The following is a 16,463-nucleotide window of genomic DNA, read 5'->3' on the forward strand; positions in this document are numbered from 1 at the left end:
TTTGATAGTTTTAGTATAAATGGCTTTGTTGTTCAATTCCTTCGATTGATGATACAAATAATAAAAGCATGTGACAATTTTGTCACATGCTTGTGATATGAAGGAATTGATTTCTTTTTGGAAAGATCAATGTAAAAGTCGTACCCGTTCCAAGTGTTGAATGTACTTCTATATGAATTAATAATGGCTTTGCTGATTTTTTTGCTAAATATAACCCCATGCCTGTTGCAGCATTATCTTGATGTTTTGCAGTTGATGTAAAGCCTTTATCAAATATACGAGATACATCCTTTGGATCGATGCCGCGGCCAAAGTCTTTTACCTCAAGAATGGTCTGTTCATCTTGTTGATAGCTTTTAATGATAATATCGGAAGCATCACTATATTTTATTGCATTTGTTAATAGCTGTCTGATGATAAAGGCTAGCCATTTGGCATCACTAAGTACTTCTTTAACCTCTATTTGTAAATCAAAGCCCATTCCTTTTTGAATACACCATGATTGTAAATCTTTAATTTCCTTCGTAATTAAGACGGTTAAATCTATAACCTCAATATACAAATCATTTTCTATAAATGGTATACGTTTTTGATGAAGCTGCTGGTCTAGTAGTAGATGAATTCGTAACCATTCATAGGTTAATTGAGATTTCATTGTTTTATTGTCTATTCGATCAATCATTAATCGTATAGCTGTTAACGGTGTTTTAACTTCATGAATCCAAGATAATAATTGGTCTTTCTCCTGCTCTAGGGAAATCAGATTTTGTGAAGCAATTTGTTTCAGTAATTCAGTCTGGTTCGTAACTGCATTTTCAATGATTTTTTCAAAAGGACTATCTGGATTAGATATACTCGTTAAGTCAAGATTGTTTTCCCATGCTTCTATACTTTTATAAAATTTTGTTTCATTATTGTAGCGGATCATTAAAAATAGGATGAAAATAATCGTTGATAAAAAGACAATGTAGACGATAGGCATTAATGGGATTGTTGTATCAAAATAAGCAACTAGGATGAAAAAAAAATGTAAAAATAAAAAGAGAATAATCCAGCTGCGTCTTTCAATTAAAAATTTTTTGATCATCCGAAATCTCTCTCTTTAGCAATATAACCTTGACCAACTTTTGTTTCGATAAACTGTCCTAAGCCAAGCTCCTCCAGTTTTTTTCGTAATCGGTTTACATTGACAGTTAAGGTATTATCGCTTACAAAGCGCTCATCATCCCATAAGCTTTTGATTAATTCCTCCCGGCTAACTATTTTATTCTTCTGGTCAATTAGTAGTTTTAAAATATAAATTTCGTTCTTTGTTAGCTCAATTGAACCTGAGTCATTCATGACAGAATTTCTCTCAAAATCTATTGTTGCACCGCACCATGTTTTAAGTAAAATTGGTTCATTATTGTAATTATATACCCGCCGAAGAATCGCCTGTATCTTCGCAATGAGTACATCAAAATGAAAAGGCTTTTGAATAAAATCATCTGCACCAAGCTGCATGGACATAACCATATCAGTAGGATGATCGCGGGAAGATAAAAATAGAATGGGAACGTTTGAATTGGATCGAATCATTCGGCACCAATGGAACCCATCAAATTTTGGCAATTGAATATCAATAATGACTAAATCAGGTTTTATCATTGTGAATTCTTGAAACACTTGACCAAAATCAGCAATACCAAATACATCGTAAGACCACCCAGCCAACCTATCTTTGATTTCATTAAATAATGTTTCGTCATCTTCAATTAACAATAATTTAAACAAATGATTCACCACACTTTTTGCTTTTCCTTACCTAAATTGTATAGGAAAAATTTTCTTGGTGCTAGGTTGAAGATTTTAATGCATGAACGAGTATCCGAAGCGAATCGGTTTAATGCGATTTTAAAAAACAAATTAGAGGTATAAGTCCACATAACAATCTTTACAGTAATTTTACAAATATTCAATAGAATCTATAAACTCCTTTGCTACTATAGTACTAGTTGTCAAAATATGTCGCAATATATAAGGCAGCATTAACTAACAGGGGGAAATAAAAAAAATGAAGAGTCATTTTAAGCTCAACATGTTCAGTAAGATGGTATTAGCCGGAAGTTTACTACTAACAGGTGTTCCATTTGCTGTTCAAAATGTGAGTGCGGAAACGGGAATTCCAAATACGCTAGACATAAAAAAAGTAGCAGGATATAGCATCGGTACAACCAATGAAGATGGCGGCGTCGCTGAAATTGTTAAATACAATTCGGACAACGAGAAATTTTACGTAATCAATGGATATGGACAAACCATTGACATTGTTAGTCTAAAAGGGTTAACACCTGCCGAAACAGTACAACAGCTTCAAAAAGAAAAATCAATTAATATTGCAGATGCTGTGAACACAGATACTTTCGTTTACGGAGACTTAACAAGCATTGAAATGAATACTGCTAACGATACCATCGTGGCTGCTGTTCAAGCCGAAGATTATACCCAGAATGGAAAAATTATCGTGATGAATTATGATGGCGACATTCAAAAAACATACGATGCAGGTGTCCAGCCTGATATGGTTAAGTTAACAGCTGATGGCAAGTACATACTTTCTGCTAATGAAGCAGAGCCTCGCGGCGGACTTAAAGGGGAAGACCCAGAAGGTTCGGTTACGATTGTTGAGGTTGAAACAGGGAAAGTAACCCAAGTGAAATTCGATGATGAAAGTGTCATTGCTGATGATGTTCATATTCGAAAAAATGGAACCAAAGCCAAAGCTGCTGAAGATTTTGAACCTGAATTTATTGCTGTTTCAAATGATGGTGCGAAAGCCTTTGTAACCCTGCAAGAAAATAATGCGATTGCAACTATTGATATCAAAGCAGGGAAAGTGCTATCTGTAAAGTCACTTGGATATAAAGATCATTCTTTGGCAGGTAATGAACTGGATGCTGCAAGGAATGGAAAAATCGAACTCGAAAGGCTTCCGATTTTAGGGTCCTATATGCCTGATTCTGTTGCGTATGTAAACATAAATGGTACTGATTATCTGCTTACGGCGAATGAAGGGGATGCAACCGAGTGGCCAGAGGAAGACCCAACATTTATCAATGTAGCTGATTTTAAAGATGTAAAAGATACGATAACATTAAACCCTGACCTTTTTAAAGGGATGACTGCGGAAGAAGCACAAGCCGCATTTGATAAAATGAAAAACTCAGATGATTTTAAGAAACTCGAAGTATTAACAGATCGTGGAAATGATGCCATTTATACATTAGGCGGACGTTCTTTCTCTATTTGGAAAGCAGACACCATGGAGCTAGTTTACGACAGTGGAAGTGAATTCGAAACGATTACAGCTGAACGTTATCCGGACGTGTTTAACTGGTCAAATGATGATGATGAATTTGAAAAGCGCAGTGCGAAAAAAGGGCCTGAGCCGGAAGATGTCAAAGTGGGCATGATTGGCGATGAGGTATATGCATTTGTCGGACTTGAAAGAATCGGCGGGTTTATGACCTATAACATTTCAAATCCACAAAATGCACAGTTTGCCAACTATCTTAACAGCAGGGATTTCTCCCAAGCGATTGCAGGAGACGTAGCACCTGAAGGACTTGAATTTATTGCTGCAGACGTAAGTCCAACAGGTCGTCCGCTTGTTTTAGTTGGAAACGAAGTAAGTGGAACAGTTTCTGTAAGTGAGATTCAAGTGGATCCAATTAAACTTATTGAAGAAATTACGCTCGAACAAACGCAAGCAAGTCTTAAAGTTGGCGAAACGGTTAAATTAAGTTCAAGCATTACTCCAGCCGATACAACAGAGGATAAGGAAGTTACGTGGACAAGCTCTGATGAAAAAGTGGCTGCGGTAACGAACGATGGATTGGTAACTGCTCTAGCTGCCGGCAGTGCAACCATTACCGTTCAAACCAAAGATGGAGTTCACTCCGCGACAGCTGGCATTACGGTTACGGAACCAACGCCTCCGGCTGTAGACGATGACAGCGACGCTCAGGATTCAGATGGAGCCGTTGAAGTGCCTTCTTCAGATGATCAGACTATTGATACGGAAACGGTTGGTGAATCGAAGACCAGCCAAACTGGAAATAAACTGCCGAATACAGCAACAAACTATTTTAATCTCTTAGCAGCGGGATTGATTCTTGTGGTCATTGGCGGGATTATTGTATATTATCAAAAAAGGCGAATTGCATAAATGAAGAAACCATCCTGGCGTAATGTGCGGGATGGTTTTTTCATTATGCTTTATTTTTATTAACCTCTTCCAGACGATATAGCTCTTTGAAATCTGACCAGCTCATTTTTCGCTTTAAATATTCACGAAAGGAATAACAGCTTTTTTGCTGTGGGTTGTCGTGAAGGAATGAAACAAAGGTTTGCAAACGAGTTTGAATCATAAAAAAATGAGGATGACTTGCTTCTAAAACAGGGATTTCCATTACTTTTATTTTCTGTTCTGCTTGATTTTTAAACTCTAGACTCTTAAACAACAACAAAATATCATCTTCTTTTTTCGAGTTTCTTTCTATTATAACGTATTATTTTTCTAAATCGAATTAAAAAAGTGAATGTTTATGGAAAATTCAGATTACTTATGATAAGTTGGTGGTCCCGCTGGAAGAATCGTGCCCACACAGTTGGGCTAACTTGTGGTTTGCGGTCACGATTAATCCCTATTCGTACCCATTTTGGTTCGTTTTGCTGTTTGAAGGTAACGAATAGAATCTATTCGTGCCCGTTTTGGTTCGTTTTGCTGTTTGAAGGTAACGAATAGAATCTATTCGTGCCCGTTTTGGTTTGTTTTGCTGTTTGAAGGTAACGAATAGAATCTAATTCGTGCCCGATCTAGCCCGTTTACGCGGTTCAAGGTAACGGATAGGTTCGATTCCACAATAAAAACCAGATCCCTATTACAGAATCTGGCCTTAAAACCTATTATGCAAGTCTCATTTTAAAATCTTGGTAACCGAATTGCTGCACGACCTTACAATCGCCATCTTTGCCTTTCACAGCGATTGCTGGAAGGGGCATACCGTTAAACGTAGTGTTTTTTACCATTGTGTAAATCGCCATATCACCAAATACTAAGCGATCGCCGCTTTTCAATGGCTGATCAAACGAATAATCGCCGATAACATCACCTGTTAGGCAAGTTTGCCCGCCGAGTCGGTATGTATATGGCTTTTCGCCTGCTTCGCCTGATCCAAATAAAGGCGGGCGGTAAGGCATTTCCAATACGTCCGGCATATGACAGGTTGCAGATGTATCTAAAATGGCAATATCCAAATGGTTTTGATGTAAATCTAATACAGATGTAATGAGATAACCAGCATTCAGCGCAATCGCTTCGCCTGGCTCAAGATATACTTCTAATCCATAGTTATCCTGCATTCTTTTAATACAAGCTTCTAATCTTGGAATATCGTAATCTTCTCTCGTAATATGATGACCGCCGCCAAAGTTAATCCATTCCATTTGCGGAAGCCATTCGCCGAACTTTTCTTCAACAGCATTCAAAGTCGATTCCAAATCGTCAGAGTTTTGCTGACAAAGGGTGTGGAAATGCAACCCAGAAACACCATCTAATAATTCAGGACGAAATTGATCACGGATGACCCCGAATCGAGAACCCGGTGAACATGGATCATAAATGGCATGTCCAATTTGGGTAGAGTGCTCAGGATTGATCCGTAAGCCCACTTTTCTACCAGCTTTTAGCGCCTTATCTTTAAATTTTTCCAACTGTGAAAAAGAATTAAAGATAATATGATCACAAATAGAGATAATTTCATCAATTTCGTCATCACGGTAGGCAGGGGCAAAGACATGATTTTCTTTGCCCATTTCTTCGTAGCCTAGACGTGCTTCATATAAACCGCTTGCTGTTGTACCGCTTAAATACTTTCCAATGAGGGGATACATTGTTGTCATCGAAAAAGCTTTTTGTGCTAAAACAATCTTCGCTCCGGTACGCTGCATAACACCGTTTAGGATTTTAAGATTTTTTTCAATCAGCTCTTCATCGACTACGTAACACGGTGTTGGCAGTTCTTCAAATCGCATTTATCGGACAAGCTCCGGAATTTTTTTTTCTTCAGGAAGTGCATCAACTAGAACTGGATTAAAATCTTCTACCCATGGAAGTCCCCATTTATTTAACTCTTCCATGAATGGATCTGGATTAAATTCCTCAATATTGAATACGCCTGGTTTGTTCCATTTGCCAGTTAAGATCATTGCCGCACCGATCATTGCTGGAACGCCTGTTGTATAAGAGATGGCTTGAGAGCCGACTTCTCTATAGCACTCTTGGTGGTCACAAATATTGTAAACATAATATGTTTTATCTACGCCATCTTTTTTCCCTTTGAAGATACAGCCAATGTTTGTTTTACCAACTGTACGTGGTCCAAGGGAAGCTGGATCTGGTAATACTGCCTTCAGGAATTGAAGTGGAATGATTTGCTTTCCTTCGAACTCGATTGGCTCGATGCTCGTCATTCCAACATTTTCAAGTGCTTTAAGGTGAGTAATATAACTTTGACCAAAAGTCATGAAGAAACGGATACGCTTAATCCCTGGGATGTTTTGCGCAAGAGATTCAAGTTCTTCGTGGTAAAGCAAGTACATATCCTTTTGACCAACTTCAGCGAAGTTATATTCGCGTTTGATTTCCATTGGCTCTGTCTCGATCCATTCACCATTTTCCCAGTATCTGCCGTTAGCAGAAACTTCACGGATGTTGATTTCAGGGTTAAAGTTTGTAGCGAACGGATAGCCGTGGTCGCCGCCATTACAGTCAAGAATGTCGATATATTCGATTTCATCAAAATAATGCTTAAGTGCATATGCAGAGAATACGCCTGTTACACCTGGGTCAAAGCCGCTTCCTAAAAGAGCTGTAATACCAGCTTTTTCAAAACGCTCTTTGTATTCCCACTGCCATTTGTATTCAAATTTAGCTGTATCTTCAGGCTCGTAGTTTGCTGTATCCATGTAGTGTGTTTTTGTTGCAAGACACGCATCCATGATTGTTAAATCTTGGTATGGTAATGCTAGGTTCATTACGATATCTGGTTTTACTTCATTGATTAACGCGATTAATTCTTCTACATTGTCCGCATCTACTTGAGCTGTAGTGATTTTTGTTTTGCTCGTACCCTCTAATTTTGCTTTTAGATCATCGCATTTAGATTTTGTACGGCTTGCGATACAAATTTCTTCAAAAACTTCGCTGTTTTGAACGCATTTATGAACTGCTACTGAAGCAACGCCGCCGGCGCCGATAATAAGTGCTTTTCCCATTTTCCATATCTCCTAACTTAATAGAATTTGTTTGAAAACCCGTGAAAACCAAGTGAACAACAAAAAAGCAAGTGTAAAAAGCGCATCACTGCGCACAACACTTGCTTTAGATATAATATCAATATTAAAAGGCATACGAATGACGAAAAAAGTCACACGTCTGCTATAAAAGTCCTAAGACAATAGCAAAGAAAGCACCTTAATATTCAAACTATATCTTTTTAAGATCAGAGTCTATATAGCAAATAATTACTTTTACCACTCTTATTGACCGTTTCACAAGTTGTGTGCATATGCACTGGTTGTAAAGTAACCAACTTATAAAATTTGAGCTTTTAACTCAATCAATAGGGCAACTAAAGTTGCCAATCGGCAGTTGACCCGGCTGTCCGTATGGCCTTAACTCCCGCGAGGAAGTGGTCAGTATTATCTGCTTGGAAAGACTCTAGATAGCTTGAATAGTAGCTTTCCAATTAGCTATTTTATATTATCAATATATTTACAGATTAGCAATAGTCAAATTAAAAAAAATTTCAACTAAATTTTGTTAAAAAATATCATGGTCATAATGGCTGGAATTCGGACCTTTTTTGGATGGCGAAATCAATGCGGCGATAAAAAATAAGGGGACAATGATATTTAATTTCGGATAGGTAATGATCAGGACAACAATGGTTAGAAAAATAAGAATCATGATGAGCTTTCTTATTTTTTTTACTTTCGGACTCTGATAAAATTTTTGCCACCTTTCATTGGATTTCTTTTTTCCAGGTGCAAAGACAAAGGCAGATAAAAGGAGCAGGGCAACCCCAGGTATAATATAATTCATAAACATGAGTAAAATACTGAGAATGATCATCGAGTGAAATATCACTTTTTTCAACCGAACTCCCCCCTTAAAAGATTAGGCAAAGATGTTCTTTTTAATGGGTATTCGATGTATTTGGTAATTATTCATATCTGACCGGGAGGACAAATAGAGTGGTGCCTGTCACCAATGCGGGAAGTCTGGAGTGACCGAAGAGCATGAAGAAAAGGCATTTGGGTCAATGCAGGATGTCTAGAGTGACCGAAGAGCATGAAGAAAAAGAGTTTGGGTAAATGAAGTGAGTCTAAGGTGGCCTCTAACCTCAAATCATAATGTAAAAAAGAGACATGGTCGATCATGTCTCTTTCGCTTTTGCTATAAGATTACTTCCGCTGAGCAGCCAAGAAAACGTTTTGTGCTGCTGCTATCCCTGCTCCAGGTTTAAAGGAGTAAGAGAAATCCTGCAGCCCAGCTTCTATCAGTGAAACGGCTTGAAGGATATCACTTGGGAAGCAATAGCCCATATGACCAAATCTAAAAATCTTTCCTTGCAGATGGCCAAGTCCGCCTGCAAAATCAAGGTGATATTTTTCTTTTAGATGTCCAATAAATGTGGAAGCTTCCACGCCATCTGGCGCATATACAGCTGTGATCGTCGGAGACGCATATTCATCGGCCGTCAATAGTCCAATCGAAAGTGCCTTCATTGATGCACGAACCATATTCTTCATCAGTTCGTGTCTCGCAATGGTTTGTGAAAAGCCGCCTTCCTCGTCAATTAAATCACAGACAGCGGAAAGTCCAAAAATCAATGAAATGGCAGGGGTGTTTGGTGTCATCCCTTTCGAAGCCCACTCACGATAGCTTAGAAGATCTAAGTAATAAGCAGGCTTTGTTGTTTTCTCTATCACGTTCCATGCCCTGTCACTTACACTTAAAAGTGCTAGTCCAGGTGGCAGCATCATCGCTTTTTGTGACCCTGTTACTAAAATATCAATTCCCCATTGATCCATTTCCGCCGGAGCACCGCCAAGGCAGCTGACCCCATCGACAATAAATAGCGCATCGGTATGGGTGCGAACTACTTTTGCCAATTTTTCAATCGGGTTTAAGATTCCGGTGGAGGTTTCGTTATAGGTTGCAAAAACCGCCTTGATATTGGATAGAGGTTTTAGGAACTCACTAAGATCCTCTTCGGTACAGGCTTCGCCCCAATTTTTTTCAAGCTTATGTACGTTGAATCCATATTTCTCGCAAATGGAGACGAAATAATTACCAAAGGCGCCAACGGTGATGACGACCACTTCTTCTCCTGGGGAAACGGTATTAACGGCTGCTGCTTCTAATGCTGCCGTACCGCCTGATGGCAGCAGTAAAATTTCTTGCGCAGTCCCAAAAACTGTTTTTACCCGGTTGGTTGTTTCTTGATATAACCTTACGAATTCTTCGGTGCGATGACTAATCATGTCATGGTTCATGGCGAGCTGGACCTTTTTAGGGATTGGAGTTGGCCCAGGATGCCTTAGTATATTTGGATACATAGATTTCCCTCCATTTTCAGATTGTTTAATAGTATTAATTCCCGTTGCATAGTCCAGTATCCTTCTTTTTGGGAGAGAATAGGAAAAAAGGCTTGAGGATGGCCTCAAGCTTTTTTTACAGATGGCTTTGTTAAATAAGTCTGTTGATTTGCGCTTAAGTAACCAACGAAAGTAAAATAAGCGGAGAATTTCCGGTTATTTGAAAAATGGGGCTCGTTTCGTGAAATATAAGCGGAGAATTTCCGGTTAAGCTACTCAAAATCCCCCATTTTAATGTCTTTTTTATAAATAAGCGGAATCTCTCCGACTATTTAGGATATTTTTATAATTTTTTACCAAATAAGCGGAATTTCTCCGTCTAATTACTAAAATCAACATTACTGTCCAGCTCCAGGGCACTTGCACTTTTCTTTTAGAAAGCACCAGATCCCCCGCCGCCACCACTTGTTCCTCCGCTAGAACTAGAGCTACTGCTGCTTGTGGTGCCGCCGCTTACCGAGTCATTCGCTTCACGAAACTTTGCAGAAGTGTCAGGACCGATAAATAATATGGGGTAGATTCCAGCACCAGCATCATAACTGTCGATATCTGAAGTTAGTGCCTCTATTAGGACATCATATTTGCGATCAATTTCTTTGCTGCTGATTCCGAGTCCGTAGATATAAGCACGCATTTGGTCATCTTCGGACCATTTTTCCCACTCAGCTTGTGGAAGTTCTTTAAAGCGAGTTTTAAACTGTTTCCATTCGTAGGCAATTCGTGCACCTTCCCAGGTTTTTGGCCGGTAAAGAATGGCGTAGAGAATCACTGGAATCAATAACACAAGGGTTGCAGCAAAAGAACCCATGAGACCGTAGATTGGGAAAAGGAATAGAAACGGCAGCAGTAAGATACTTGAAAAACCAATGAGTAAACGATAAGCCTTTTTATTTTCATAGAGGGTGTAACTGTCTATCTCATGGTTAACAGCCTGCCTCCATTGGGTTTGAAAAGTGTGGTAATGAGGTTGATTTAATTTGTTTCTCGTATAGGTTGATAGGTCGTCAAAGCTAAAGGTATTGTTTGATCCAATTTTATCAAATAGCCACTCCATCAACACATTCTCGTGCGGAAATGGAGATTTACGATTGATTAACTGAAAGCGGTCGTTGGACGTTTTTTTCACATATCCCTGCCGGACCAAATCTAGTAAGCCAGCGGCCATTGCTTGTGGTGGTAAATAGCGATTGTTCGTAAAGGCAATTGTTGCCGGCAAGCTCATGATTTGTTTTGGTACAGTAAGAAACTTGGTGCCTTCTCGCATAAGATCATTTCGTTTGGTACGTGCTGTTATCCAATCTTTGAACATTAGCAGCAGTAAAATAATGGTGAATACCGGGATTCCTATCTTGCCGATCGTTGAAAGAGTTTCTTTTATTGCAGCTTCTGCAGCAGCCTGATCGATAAGATCTTGTTTTGCCTTTAAGATTTCCTCTTTCATTGGTTTATTTGAAGTTTGGGGTGCAGCCGGGAAAAGGCTGACTGGATAGGCCACGCGGATATCCCCATTGGTACCATAAGGAACATAACCCAGTTGAAAAAGGACGGATCCATCTCCTTGAATTGTTTCGGTGTTAGTGGCTTCATCATATCCGAAAGCAATCACATCGTTCGTTTGTTTTGGCGGGTGAATCGTAATAGTTAGATTTTCGTAGTCGGATTCATTTCTTTCATCAAAAAACGGCCAGTAAAATTGGGCTGTATCCTGATAAATCTCCATTCCGTTTTCGATTATGTATTGAAGCTTTACGGTAATAGTTTCATCCGTCCCTTTACGGTGGACCTTGTATAGGTCATCTTCCTTTTCAATCCTTAAGAGTTGGCCATCCTCCGTTGCGGCAAACTGACTGATGACTGCTCCCTCTTTCGGTATCACTTCACGGGTTATCCCGTTAAACTCACCAAAAAATTCATAGGTATGGGTTTCCTCCACTTTCACATCTCCATTGTCTTGGAGGTATGCGTCCGTTTTTACATTGGAAATGGAATAGTCCATAGCCAAGCCTTGGTGTGGGAACAAAAACAACATTGCAAATAATAGTAAGCATGCAAACCATTTTTTAAACATGTGCTTCACCTACTTTCCTAGTAATGGTTATACGAATGATTAGGTAAATGGTTTCATGGGTTTATGATTGGACCAAAAACAAGAGGGCACAAGGGGTGGGGCACAATTATGATGAACTGTGCAATCGCAGACAGTTTAAAAAAAAAGATTCGGCGTCAAGCCGAATCAATGAAAGGGGCTAAGAAAAAGGGAAAAAGGCGTCTTCTTCCTATCTCCTTAATACTACCGTTTAATTGTAAAGTAACTATTAATTTAAAGTTAAGAGTCTATTAAGGTGCCTGTCACCAAAGTTGAAACGCAGTTTCAACCATTTATGCATTTATACATAAAAAAATGAATAAAAAAAGAGTTGGTTGTGTGTGTGTTGTGTGAAGATTTTGTGGACATAACATATAATGTGGTGTAATTCATACTTTTTTATAAAGGGGGTGTTGTGATGGGTAAGGAGTTTAGTAATTGGAATTCTGTAAGGATGGCAGCTATTGCGGGCTCCATTATTGGAATTGTCGGTATTGGAGTCATAACCAAAAATGTTCTATTGGGTTCCTTGGTTCTTTTATTGGCCGTGGTTACTTATCTATTGTTTTTTTATTTCGGAAGGGATATAAGTGTTATTTGTCATGAACAAGGTTTTACGGTGAAGCGTGTAAGTAGGGCCAAGGGGACGTCACTTCAAGAATATAGATGGGAAGATGTTAAGGAAACACACTACTATAATAATGAAAGTGGAGAAGACCATCTGGTTACTCGGCGTATCTTGGTTAGGACGGCAAGCGGTCCTGCATTTAATCTTTATGCCATGGAAGGGTTTGATGAACTTATATCAACTTTTAATCAAAAAACCAGCCATTTGCCTTATGTATGGAAGAAACCGAAAGAGATGTCTACTATTTATTTAAAGCAGGAGCGCACTTTTTCTTAACAAGCAGGAAGTGGATACTTCCTGTTTTTTTTCCTGATTTTTAACTATAATGGTTGTTAACCTGAATAATAATTATAGGAGGGGAAGCATGCAGCGATTAGCGGTTTATTGTGGTTCTAGTTTGGGTGCTTCTGAGGCTTATAAAACAGGAGCTATCCAGTTGGGAAAAGAACTAGCGAAACGGAATATTACAGTGGTGTATGGCGGTTCAAGTATCGGTCTGATGGGGGCCGTTGCTAATACGGTGTTAAATGAAGGCGGACATGCGATTGGTGTCATTCCGAAGATATTGGAGGAACGGGAAATCTCTCATAAAGGACTAACGGAATTGATTACGGTGGAAACGATGCACGAGCGAAAGGCGAAAATGATGGAGTTGGCGGATGGATTTGTGGTGCTGCCTGGCGGGACGGGCACGTTAGAAGAGTTCTTTGAAGTCTTCACCTGGGGTCAGATTGGGCTGCATAAAAAGCCATGCGGCCTTCTTAATATTAATCATTATTATGACCCGCTTATCCACCTGTTTGAACACATGATCGACCAAAAATTCCTGCAAGAAAAATTCCGCACAATGGCCATAATTGAGGATGACCCCGCCCTCTTACTTGATAAATTTTTAAACTACGAGGCACCGCCAATCAAATCATTTGAGTAATATGTTGAGAGACCAAATCTATCATGATTTGGTCTCTATTTTTGGTCAAAACGTACAAACATTCCAATTAATGTTAAAATTGATTTAATTTTGAAAATAGATCGGAGGTTTCCTATGAAAAAAGTAATTTTAGCAGGTGGAACAGGCTTTATTGGCGACTATTTTAAAAATAAATTTACTAAGCTTGGATATGAGGTGAAAATCATATCTAGGCAGCCACAACACATTTCTTGGGAAGACGCACCTGGCATCATCGACGCATTGGAAGGTGCTGAACTTCTCATCAATCTAGCAGGGAAATCTGTAAATTGCCGGTACAATCAGAAAAACAAAAATGAAATTCTGAACTCTAGACTTAAGACAACTAAAATACTAGGAGAGTCTATTCTAGCTTGCCAAAATCCCCCTAAGGCTTGGATGAACTCCAGCACCGCAACGATTTATCGGCACGCAGAAGACCGTCCGATGACCGAAGAAAGTGGAGAAATCGGCTCAGGGTTTTCTGTCAATGTAGCGAAAGAGTGGGAGAAAGCGTTATTTGCCTTTGAGCTGCCAAAAACACGAATCATTGCGCTCCGAATTGCCATCGTGCTTGGCAAAGAGGGTGGAGTCATGACACCCTATCGAAATCTAGTGAAGTTTGGACTTGGCGGTGTTCAAGGAACAGGAAAACAAAAGTTCAGCTGGATACATATAGAAGATTTATTTCAGATTGTTCTTTTTCTAAAGGAAAGAGAGGAACTAAACGGGGTATTTAATTGTTCTGCACCGAATCCTGTCAGCAATCATGAGCTTATGCAAAGATTACGAGATAAAATGAATGTACCATTTGGATTACCTTCGCCCAAATGGCTGCTTGAATTAGGTTCGGTCCTCATTCGAACAGAAACAGAATTGGTGTTAAAAAGCCGCTGGGTGATTCCAGAACGGTTGGAGCGAGAAGGGTACAAATTTACCTTTGATACACTCGATAACACCCTGGAAGAAATTCTAAAATAAGTGTGCCTAAGGAAAAACACCCCCTGTATCGTATTTTTACAATATGAACGTTAGGAGGGTGTTTTTTAAATTAGAAGGCAGTTCAAATGATCCATCCATTGAAAACCATTCCTAAATTTATAACGATGTGAAAAATGATTGCTGGATAGATACTATTCGTTTTTAACACTACGATTGCATAGAACAGACCTCCGAAAGAGAATAGTAAACTTATTAGCAGCGGTATCCCAATTGAAATATGTAGAAGACCAAACCCGAGACTCGTTATCATGATTGCATAAAACGTGGATACATACTTTCTTATACTGGAAAGCAGAATGCCTCTCCAAATGATTTCTTCGAGTGTGGCGTTTATGATGGCGAACAATATACCGAATAGTACCATGGATTTGATATCACTCATTTCCTGATTCAGGACCATTGGTATTAATAGTGTGCTAGATACTGCTAAACCGATAATTAAAAAGTAGGATACTTTAATCGTATGAAATGGCAGTGTGATGGTGCTGTTCCATTTTGGAAGCTGTGAAAAGATAAAGATTTTTTGCTTATAGAATAGTTGCGTAAATACTAACCCAGCAATGATGATGATAAGCAAACTTCTGTTTAGTATCGTTTTTGTTTTTGCAGATAAGTCCCAGTCTTCGATATAGGCAAAAGCAGATTGAAATATCAAAAGGCCCACCAGAAAAGAGAGTAATAATGCGGTAAAGGCGCGGTGTTTTGCTGCCGAAGTGTGGATAATGAGCAAAGAAATCAGTATAACGAGACCCCACCCTATCATACTAAGCGAAATACAAATAATGCCCGTAAAAAACAAGATAGCTACCATCGACAAAAATAAATTCTTTTGCGAGAAAATAAACGTAAAACCCCCTTTACTGAAGATGTTTTAATGTTACCATAGATTGACAAGAATGTATTTTTAATTCCAAAAGAAACAATCTTCTAGCAGGCAGTCTTTTACTAAAAGTAGAGTAGGAGAGATGGAGAATGGCAAAAATCATAGCATTAGTAGGAGATTATTGGCATGATGGTGAGGCTGCAAAGGCAGCGTTAGAAGCAACAATCAAAAGATTACCGAACAAAGATGAATTTGAACTGCAGAACGTTACTTATGAGGAAGTTGTAGAGGCATTAGAAACGAAACCAGACCTTTTTATTAATGCAAAAATGAACAAGCTTAACCCAAAAGATGAACATATCATCACTTGGTTAACAGAGGAAGCAGATGAAAAGATAAAAACCTATGTTAAAAACGGCGGCAGTATCCTGGCTTGGCATGCAGGCATGGCTGGATATCCACGTCACACCCATTACACTCAATTGCTGCGAGGATCTTTTGACTACCATCCGCCGGGACTCCAAGAAGTAATCTATAAAGGCAAAGATGCAACATTTACCATTGCCGATGAGCTTTATTTTGTCCATTGTGATGAGGCAAATACGGAAGTCTACCTTCGGAGTACGGGAGTGGATGGGGATACGATCGCAGGTTGGAAGCATCCCTATGGAAAAGGGAAGGTTTGCTGCCTTACCCCAGCTCATACAAAGGAAGGGATGTTGAATGAAAACATTTCAAGGCTGCTGGCTGAAAAAATAATGTGGCTCGTATCTCATGAATAAAGGCTGTTTTCGTAAAAAATGTTGTTAAAATCTTAAAGCCGATTTTAACGTGGAAATAGGTATTTTGTTGCTTTTGAATTGAGTTTGCAGCTCTTTTCTTATATAAAATATGTATTTTCTGCAGAACTTTAGCATTTCCATTAAATTTTGTTTTCAAAAACAATAAAGTATAGAAAAGAGCCTAAAAAAAATGATTCGGCCAGTTGCCGAATCTAAAAATAAAAATCTATAAAAGGGGGTTTATGGAAGAGAGAATAAAAAGGTTGTCCTCTTACATAAATCTATCTTACCTCTAAAATATGAACAAACTATGAACAAAGCTTTAAGGTTCTATTAAGTTTTGCAATTACACTTTCATACGTTCTGGGAGATTTTGAATCGATTGGACCACCATATCAAGCTTCGACTCAATCCGATATAGCAAATAGAGGGTGACCACGATTGGAAATCCAACCTCACTGATGAGAGGGATCATTTGCTCCACGACT

At 38.9% G+C, this 16,463-nt stretch carries 15 protein-coding genes; 5 read left to right on the forward strand and 10 right to left on the reverse strand.

The genetic code is table 11. The annotated features are described in order from the left end of the window. Positions 1–82 precede the first annotated feature (82 nt). Both V7108_RS14905 and V7108_RS14910 read right to left on the reverse strand, forming a co-directional pair. Positions 83–1,087 carry a sensor histidine kinase gene (locus tag V7108_RS14905; protein ID WP_335514613.1) on the reverse strand — a complete coding sequence of 335 codons (1,005 nt, stop codon included), beginning with the start codon at positions 1,085–1,087 and terminating at the stop codon, positions 83–85. Beyond that, a complete protein-coding gene (locus tag V7108_RS14910; RefSeq protein WP_335514610.1) occupies positions 1,084–1,773 on the reverse strand; it encodes a response regulator transcription factor in 690 nt (229 codons plus the stop codon). The genes V7108_RS14905 and V7108_RS14910 overlap by 4 nt, the downstream gene beginning before the upstream one ends. A gap of 280 nt (positions 1,774–2,053) precedes the next feature. Here V7108_RS14910 and V7108_RS14915 point away from each other — a divergent pair, with 280 nt between their 5' ends. Continuing rightward, positions 2,054–4,207, forward strand: a complete 2,154-nt coding sequence (locus tag V7108_RS14915) for a choice-of-anchor I family protein (RefSeq protein WP_335568656.1) — start codon at positions 2,054–2,056, stop codon at positions 4,205–4,207. A 43-nt stretch (positions 4,208–4,250) separates the two neighbouring features. Here V7108_RS14915 and V7108_RS14920 read toward each other — a convergent pair whose 3' ends face one another. From V7108_RS14920 to V7108_RS14945, 6 genes are all read right to left on the reverse strand, one after another. Beyond that, a complete protein-coding gene (locus V7108_RS14920; RefSeq protein ID WP_335568657.1) occupies positions 4,251–4,508 on the reverse strand; it encodes a DUF2535 family protein in 258 nt (85 codons plus the stop codon). A gap of 439 nt (positions 4,509–4,947) precedes the next feature. Beyond that, complete coding sequence (gene nspC, locus V7108_RS14925; RefSeq protein ID WP_335514601.1) at positions 4,948–6,075, reverse strand: carboxynorspermidine decarboxylase; 1,128 nt, start codon at positions 6,073–6,075, stop codon at positions 4,948–4,950. Beyond that, the gene (locus V7108_RS14930; RefSeq protein WP_335568658.1) at positions 6,076–7,317 is read right to left on the reverse strand and encodes a saccharopine dehydrogenase family protein; all 1,242 of its coding nucleotides are present in this window, start codon (positions 7,315–7,317) and stop codon (positions 6,076–6,078) included. Positions 7,318–7,864: 547 nt separating this feature from the next. Next, entirely contained in the window at positions 7,865–8,200 is a 336-nt protein-coding gene (locus tag V7108_RS14935) for a hypothetical protein (RefSeq protein WP_335568659.1), read from the reverse strand. Positions 8,201–8,508: 308 nt separating this feature from the next. Further along, the gene (locus V7108_RS14940) at positions 8,509–9,666 is read right to left on the reverse strand and encodes a pyridoxal-phosphate-dependent aminotransferase family protein (protein WP_335568660.1); all 1,158 of its coding nucleotides are present in this window, start codon (positions 9,664–9,666) and stop codon (positions 8,509–8,511) included. A gap of 412 nt (positions 9,667–10,078) precedes the next feature. Beyond that, positions 10,079–11,773 (reverse strand): DUF2207 domain-containing protein, encoded by a 1,695-nt coding sequence (locus V7108_RS14945; protein WP_335568661.1) that lies wholly within the window; start codon positions 11,771–11,773, stop codon positions 10,079–10,081. Positions 11,774–12,209: 436 nt separating this feature from the next. Here V7108_RS14945 and V7108_RS14950 point away from each other — a divergent pair, with 436 nt between their 5' ends. The 3 genes from V7108_RS14950 (at position 12,210) to V7108_RS14960 (ending at position 14,349) form a co-directional block, all read left to right on the forward strand. Beyond that, positions 12,210–12,695 carry a hypothetical protein gene (locus V7108_RS14950; RefSeq protein ID WP_335568662.1) on the forward strand — a complete coding sequence of 162 codons (486 nt, stop codon included), beginning with the start codon at positions 12,210–12,212 and terminating at the stop codon, positions 12,693–12,695. 88 nt (positions 12,696–12,783) lie between these two features. Continuing rightward, complete coding sequence (locus V7108_RS14955) at positions 12,784–13,350, forward strand: TIGR00730 family Rossman fold protein (protein ID WP_335568663.1); 567 nt, start codon at positions 12,784–12,786, stop codon at positions 13,348–13,350. A gap of 114 nt (positions 13,351–13,464) precedes the next feature. Then, positions 13,465–14,349, forward strand: coding sequence for a TIGR01777 family oxidoreductase (locus tag V7108_RS14960; RefSeq protein WP_335568664.1), 885 nt, complete (start codon positions 13,465–13,467; stop codon positions 14,347–14,349). A gap of 82 nt (positions 14,350–14,431) precedes the next feature. Here the strand turns inward: V7108_RS14960 and V7108_RS14965 are convergent, their stop codons facing one another. Continuing rightward, positions 14,432–15,025, reverse strand: a complete 594-nt coding sequence (locus tag V7108_RS14965; protein WP_335568665.1) for a CPBP family intramembrane glutamic endopeptidase — start codon at positions 15,023–15,025, stop codon at positions 14,432–14,434. A gap of 317 nt (positions 15,026–15,342) precedes the next feature. Between V7108_RS14965 and V7108_RS14970 the strand changes: the two genes are divergently transcribed. Continuing rightward, a complete protein-coding gene (locus V7108_RS14970) occupies positions 15,343–15,975 on the forward strand; it encodes a ThuA domain-containing protein (protein WP_335568666.1) in 633 nt (210 codons plus the stop codon). A 346-nt stretch (positions 15,976–16,321) separates the two neighbouring features. On the opposite strand, the gene V7108_RS14975 is transcribed toward V7108_RS14970, so the two are convergent. After that, positions 16,322–16,459: a YvrJ family protein gene (locus tag V7108_RS14975; RefSeq protein ID WP_335568667.1), complete on the reverse strand. Its 138-nt coding sequence runs from the start codon at positions 16,457–16,459 to the stop codon at positions 16,322–16,324. Positions 16,460–16,463: the final 4 nt, after the last annotated feature.

It is taken from the genome of Neobacillus vireti (assembly GCF_036962345.1).
Classification (GTDB): Bacteria; Bacillota; Bacilli; order Bacillales; family Cytobacillaceae; genus Neobacillus; species Neobacillus vireti_A.

Excerpts from the sequence above, each read along its gene's own strand:
- V7108_RS14905 (WP_335514613.1), bottom strand. The coding sequence starts at position 1,087 with ATGATCAAAAAATTTTTAATTGAAAGACGCAGCTGGATTATTCTCTTT.
- V7108_RS14915 (WP_335568656.1), top strand. The coding sequence starts at position 2,054 with ATGAAGAGTCATTTTAAGCTCAACATGTTCAGTAAGATGGTATTAGCC.
- nspC (WP_335514601.1), bottom strand. The coding sequence starts at position 6,075 with ATGCGATTTGAAGAACTGCCAACACCGTGTTACGTAGTCGATGAAGAG.
- V7108_RS14930 (WP_335568658.1), bottom strand. The coding sequence starts at position 7,317 with ATGGGAAAAGCACTTATTATCGGCGCCGGCGGCGTTGCTTCAGTAGCA.
- V7108_RS14940 (WP_335568660.1), bottom strand. The coding sequence starts at position 9,666 with ATGTATCCAAATATACTAAGGCATCCTGGGCCAACTCCAATCCCTAAA.
- V7108_RS14945 (WP_335568661.1), bottom strand. The coding sequence starts at position 11,773 with ATGTTTAAAAAATGGTTTGCATGCTTACTATTATTTGCAATGTTGTTT.
- V7108_RS14950 (WP_335568662.1), top strand. The coding sequence starts at position 12,210 with ATGGGTAAGGAGTTTAGTAATTGGAATTCTGTAAGGATGGCAGCTATT.
- V7108_RS14955 (WP_335568663.1), top strand. The coding sequence starts at position 12,784 with ATGCAGCGATTAGCGGTTTATTGTGGTTCTAGTTTGGGTGCTTCTGAG.
- V7108_RS14960 (WP_335568664.1), top strand. The coding sequence starts at position 13,465 with ATGAAAAAAGTAATTTTAGCAGGTGGAACAGGCTTTATTGGCGACTAT.
- V7108_RS14970 (WP_335568666.1), top strand. The coding sequence starts at position 15,343 with ATGGCAAAAATCATAGCATTAGTAGGAGATTATTGGCATGATGGTGAG.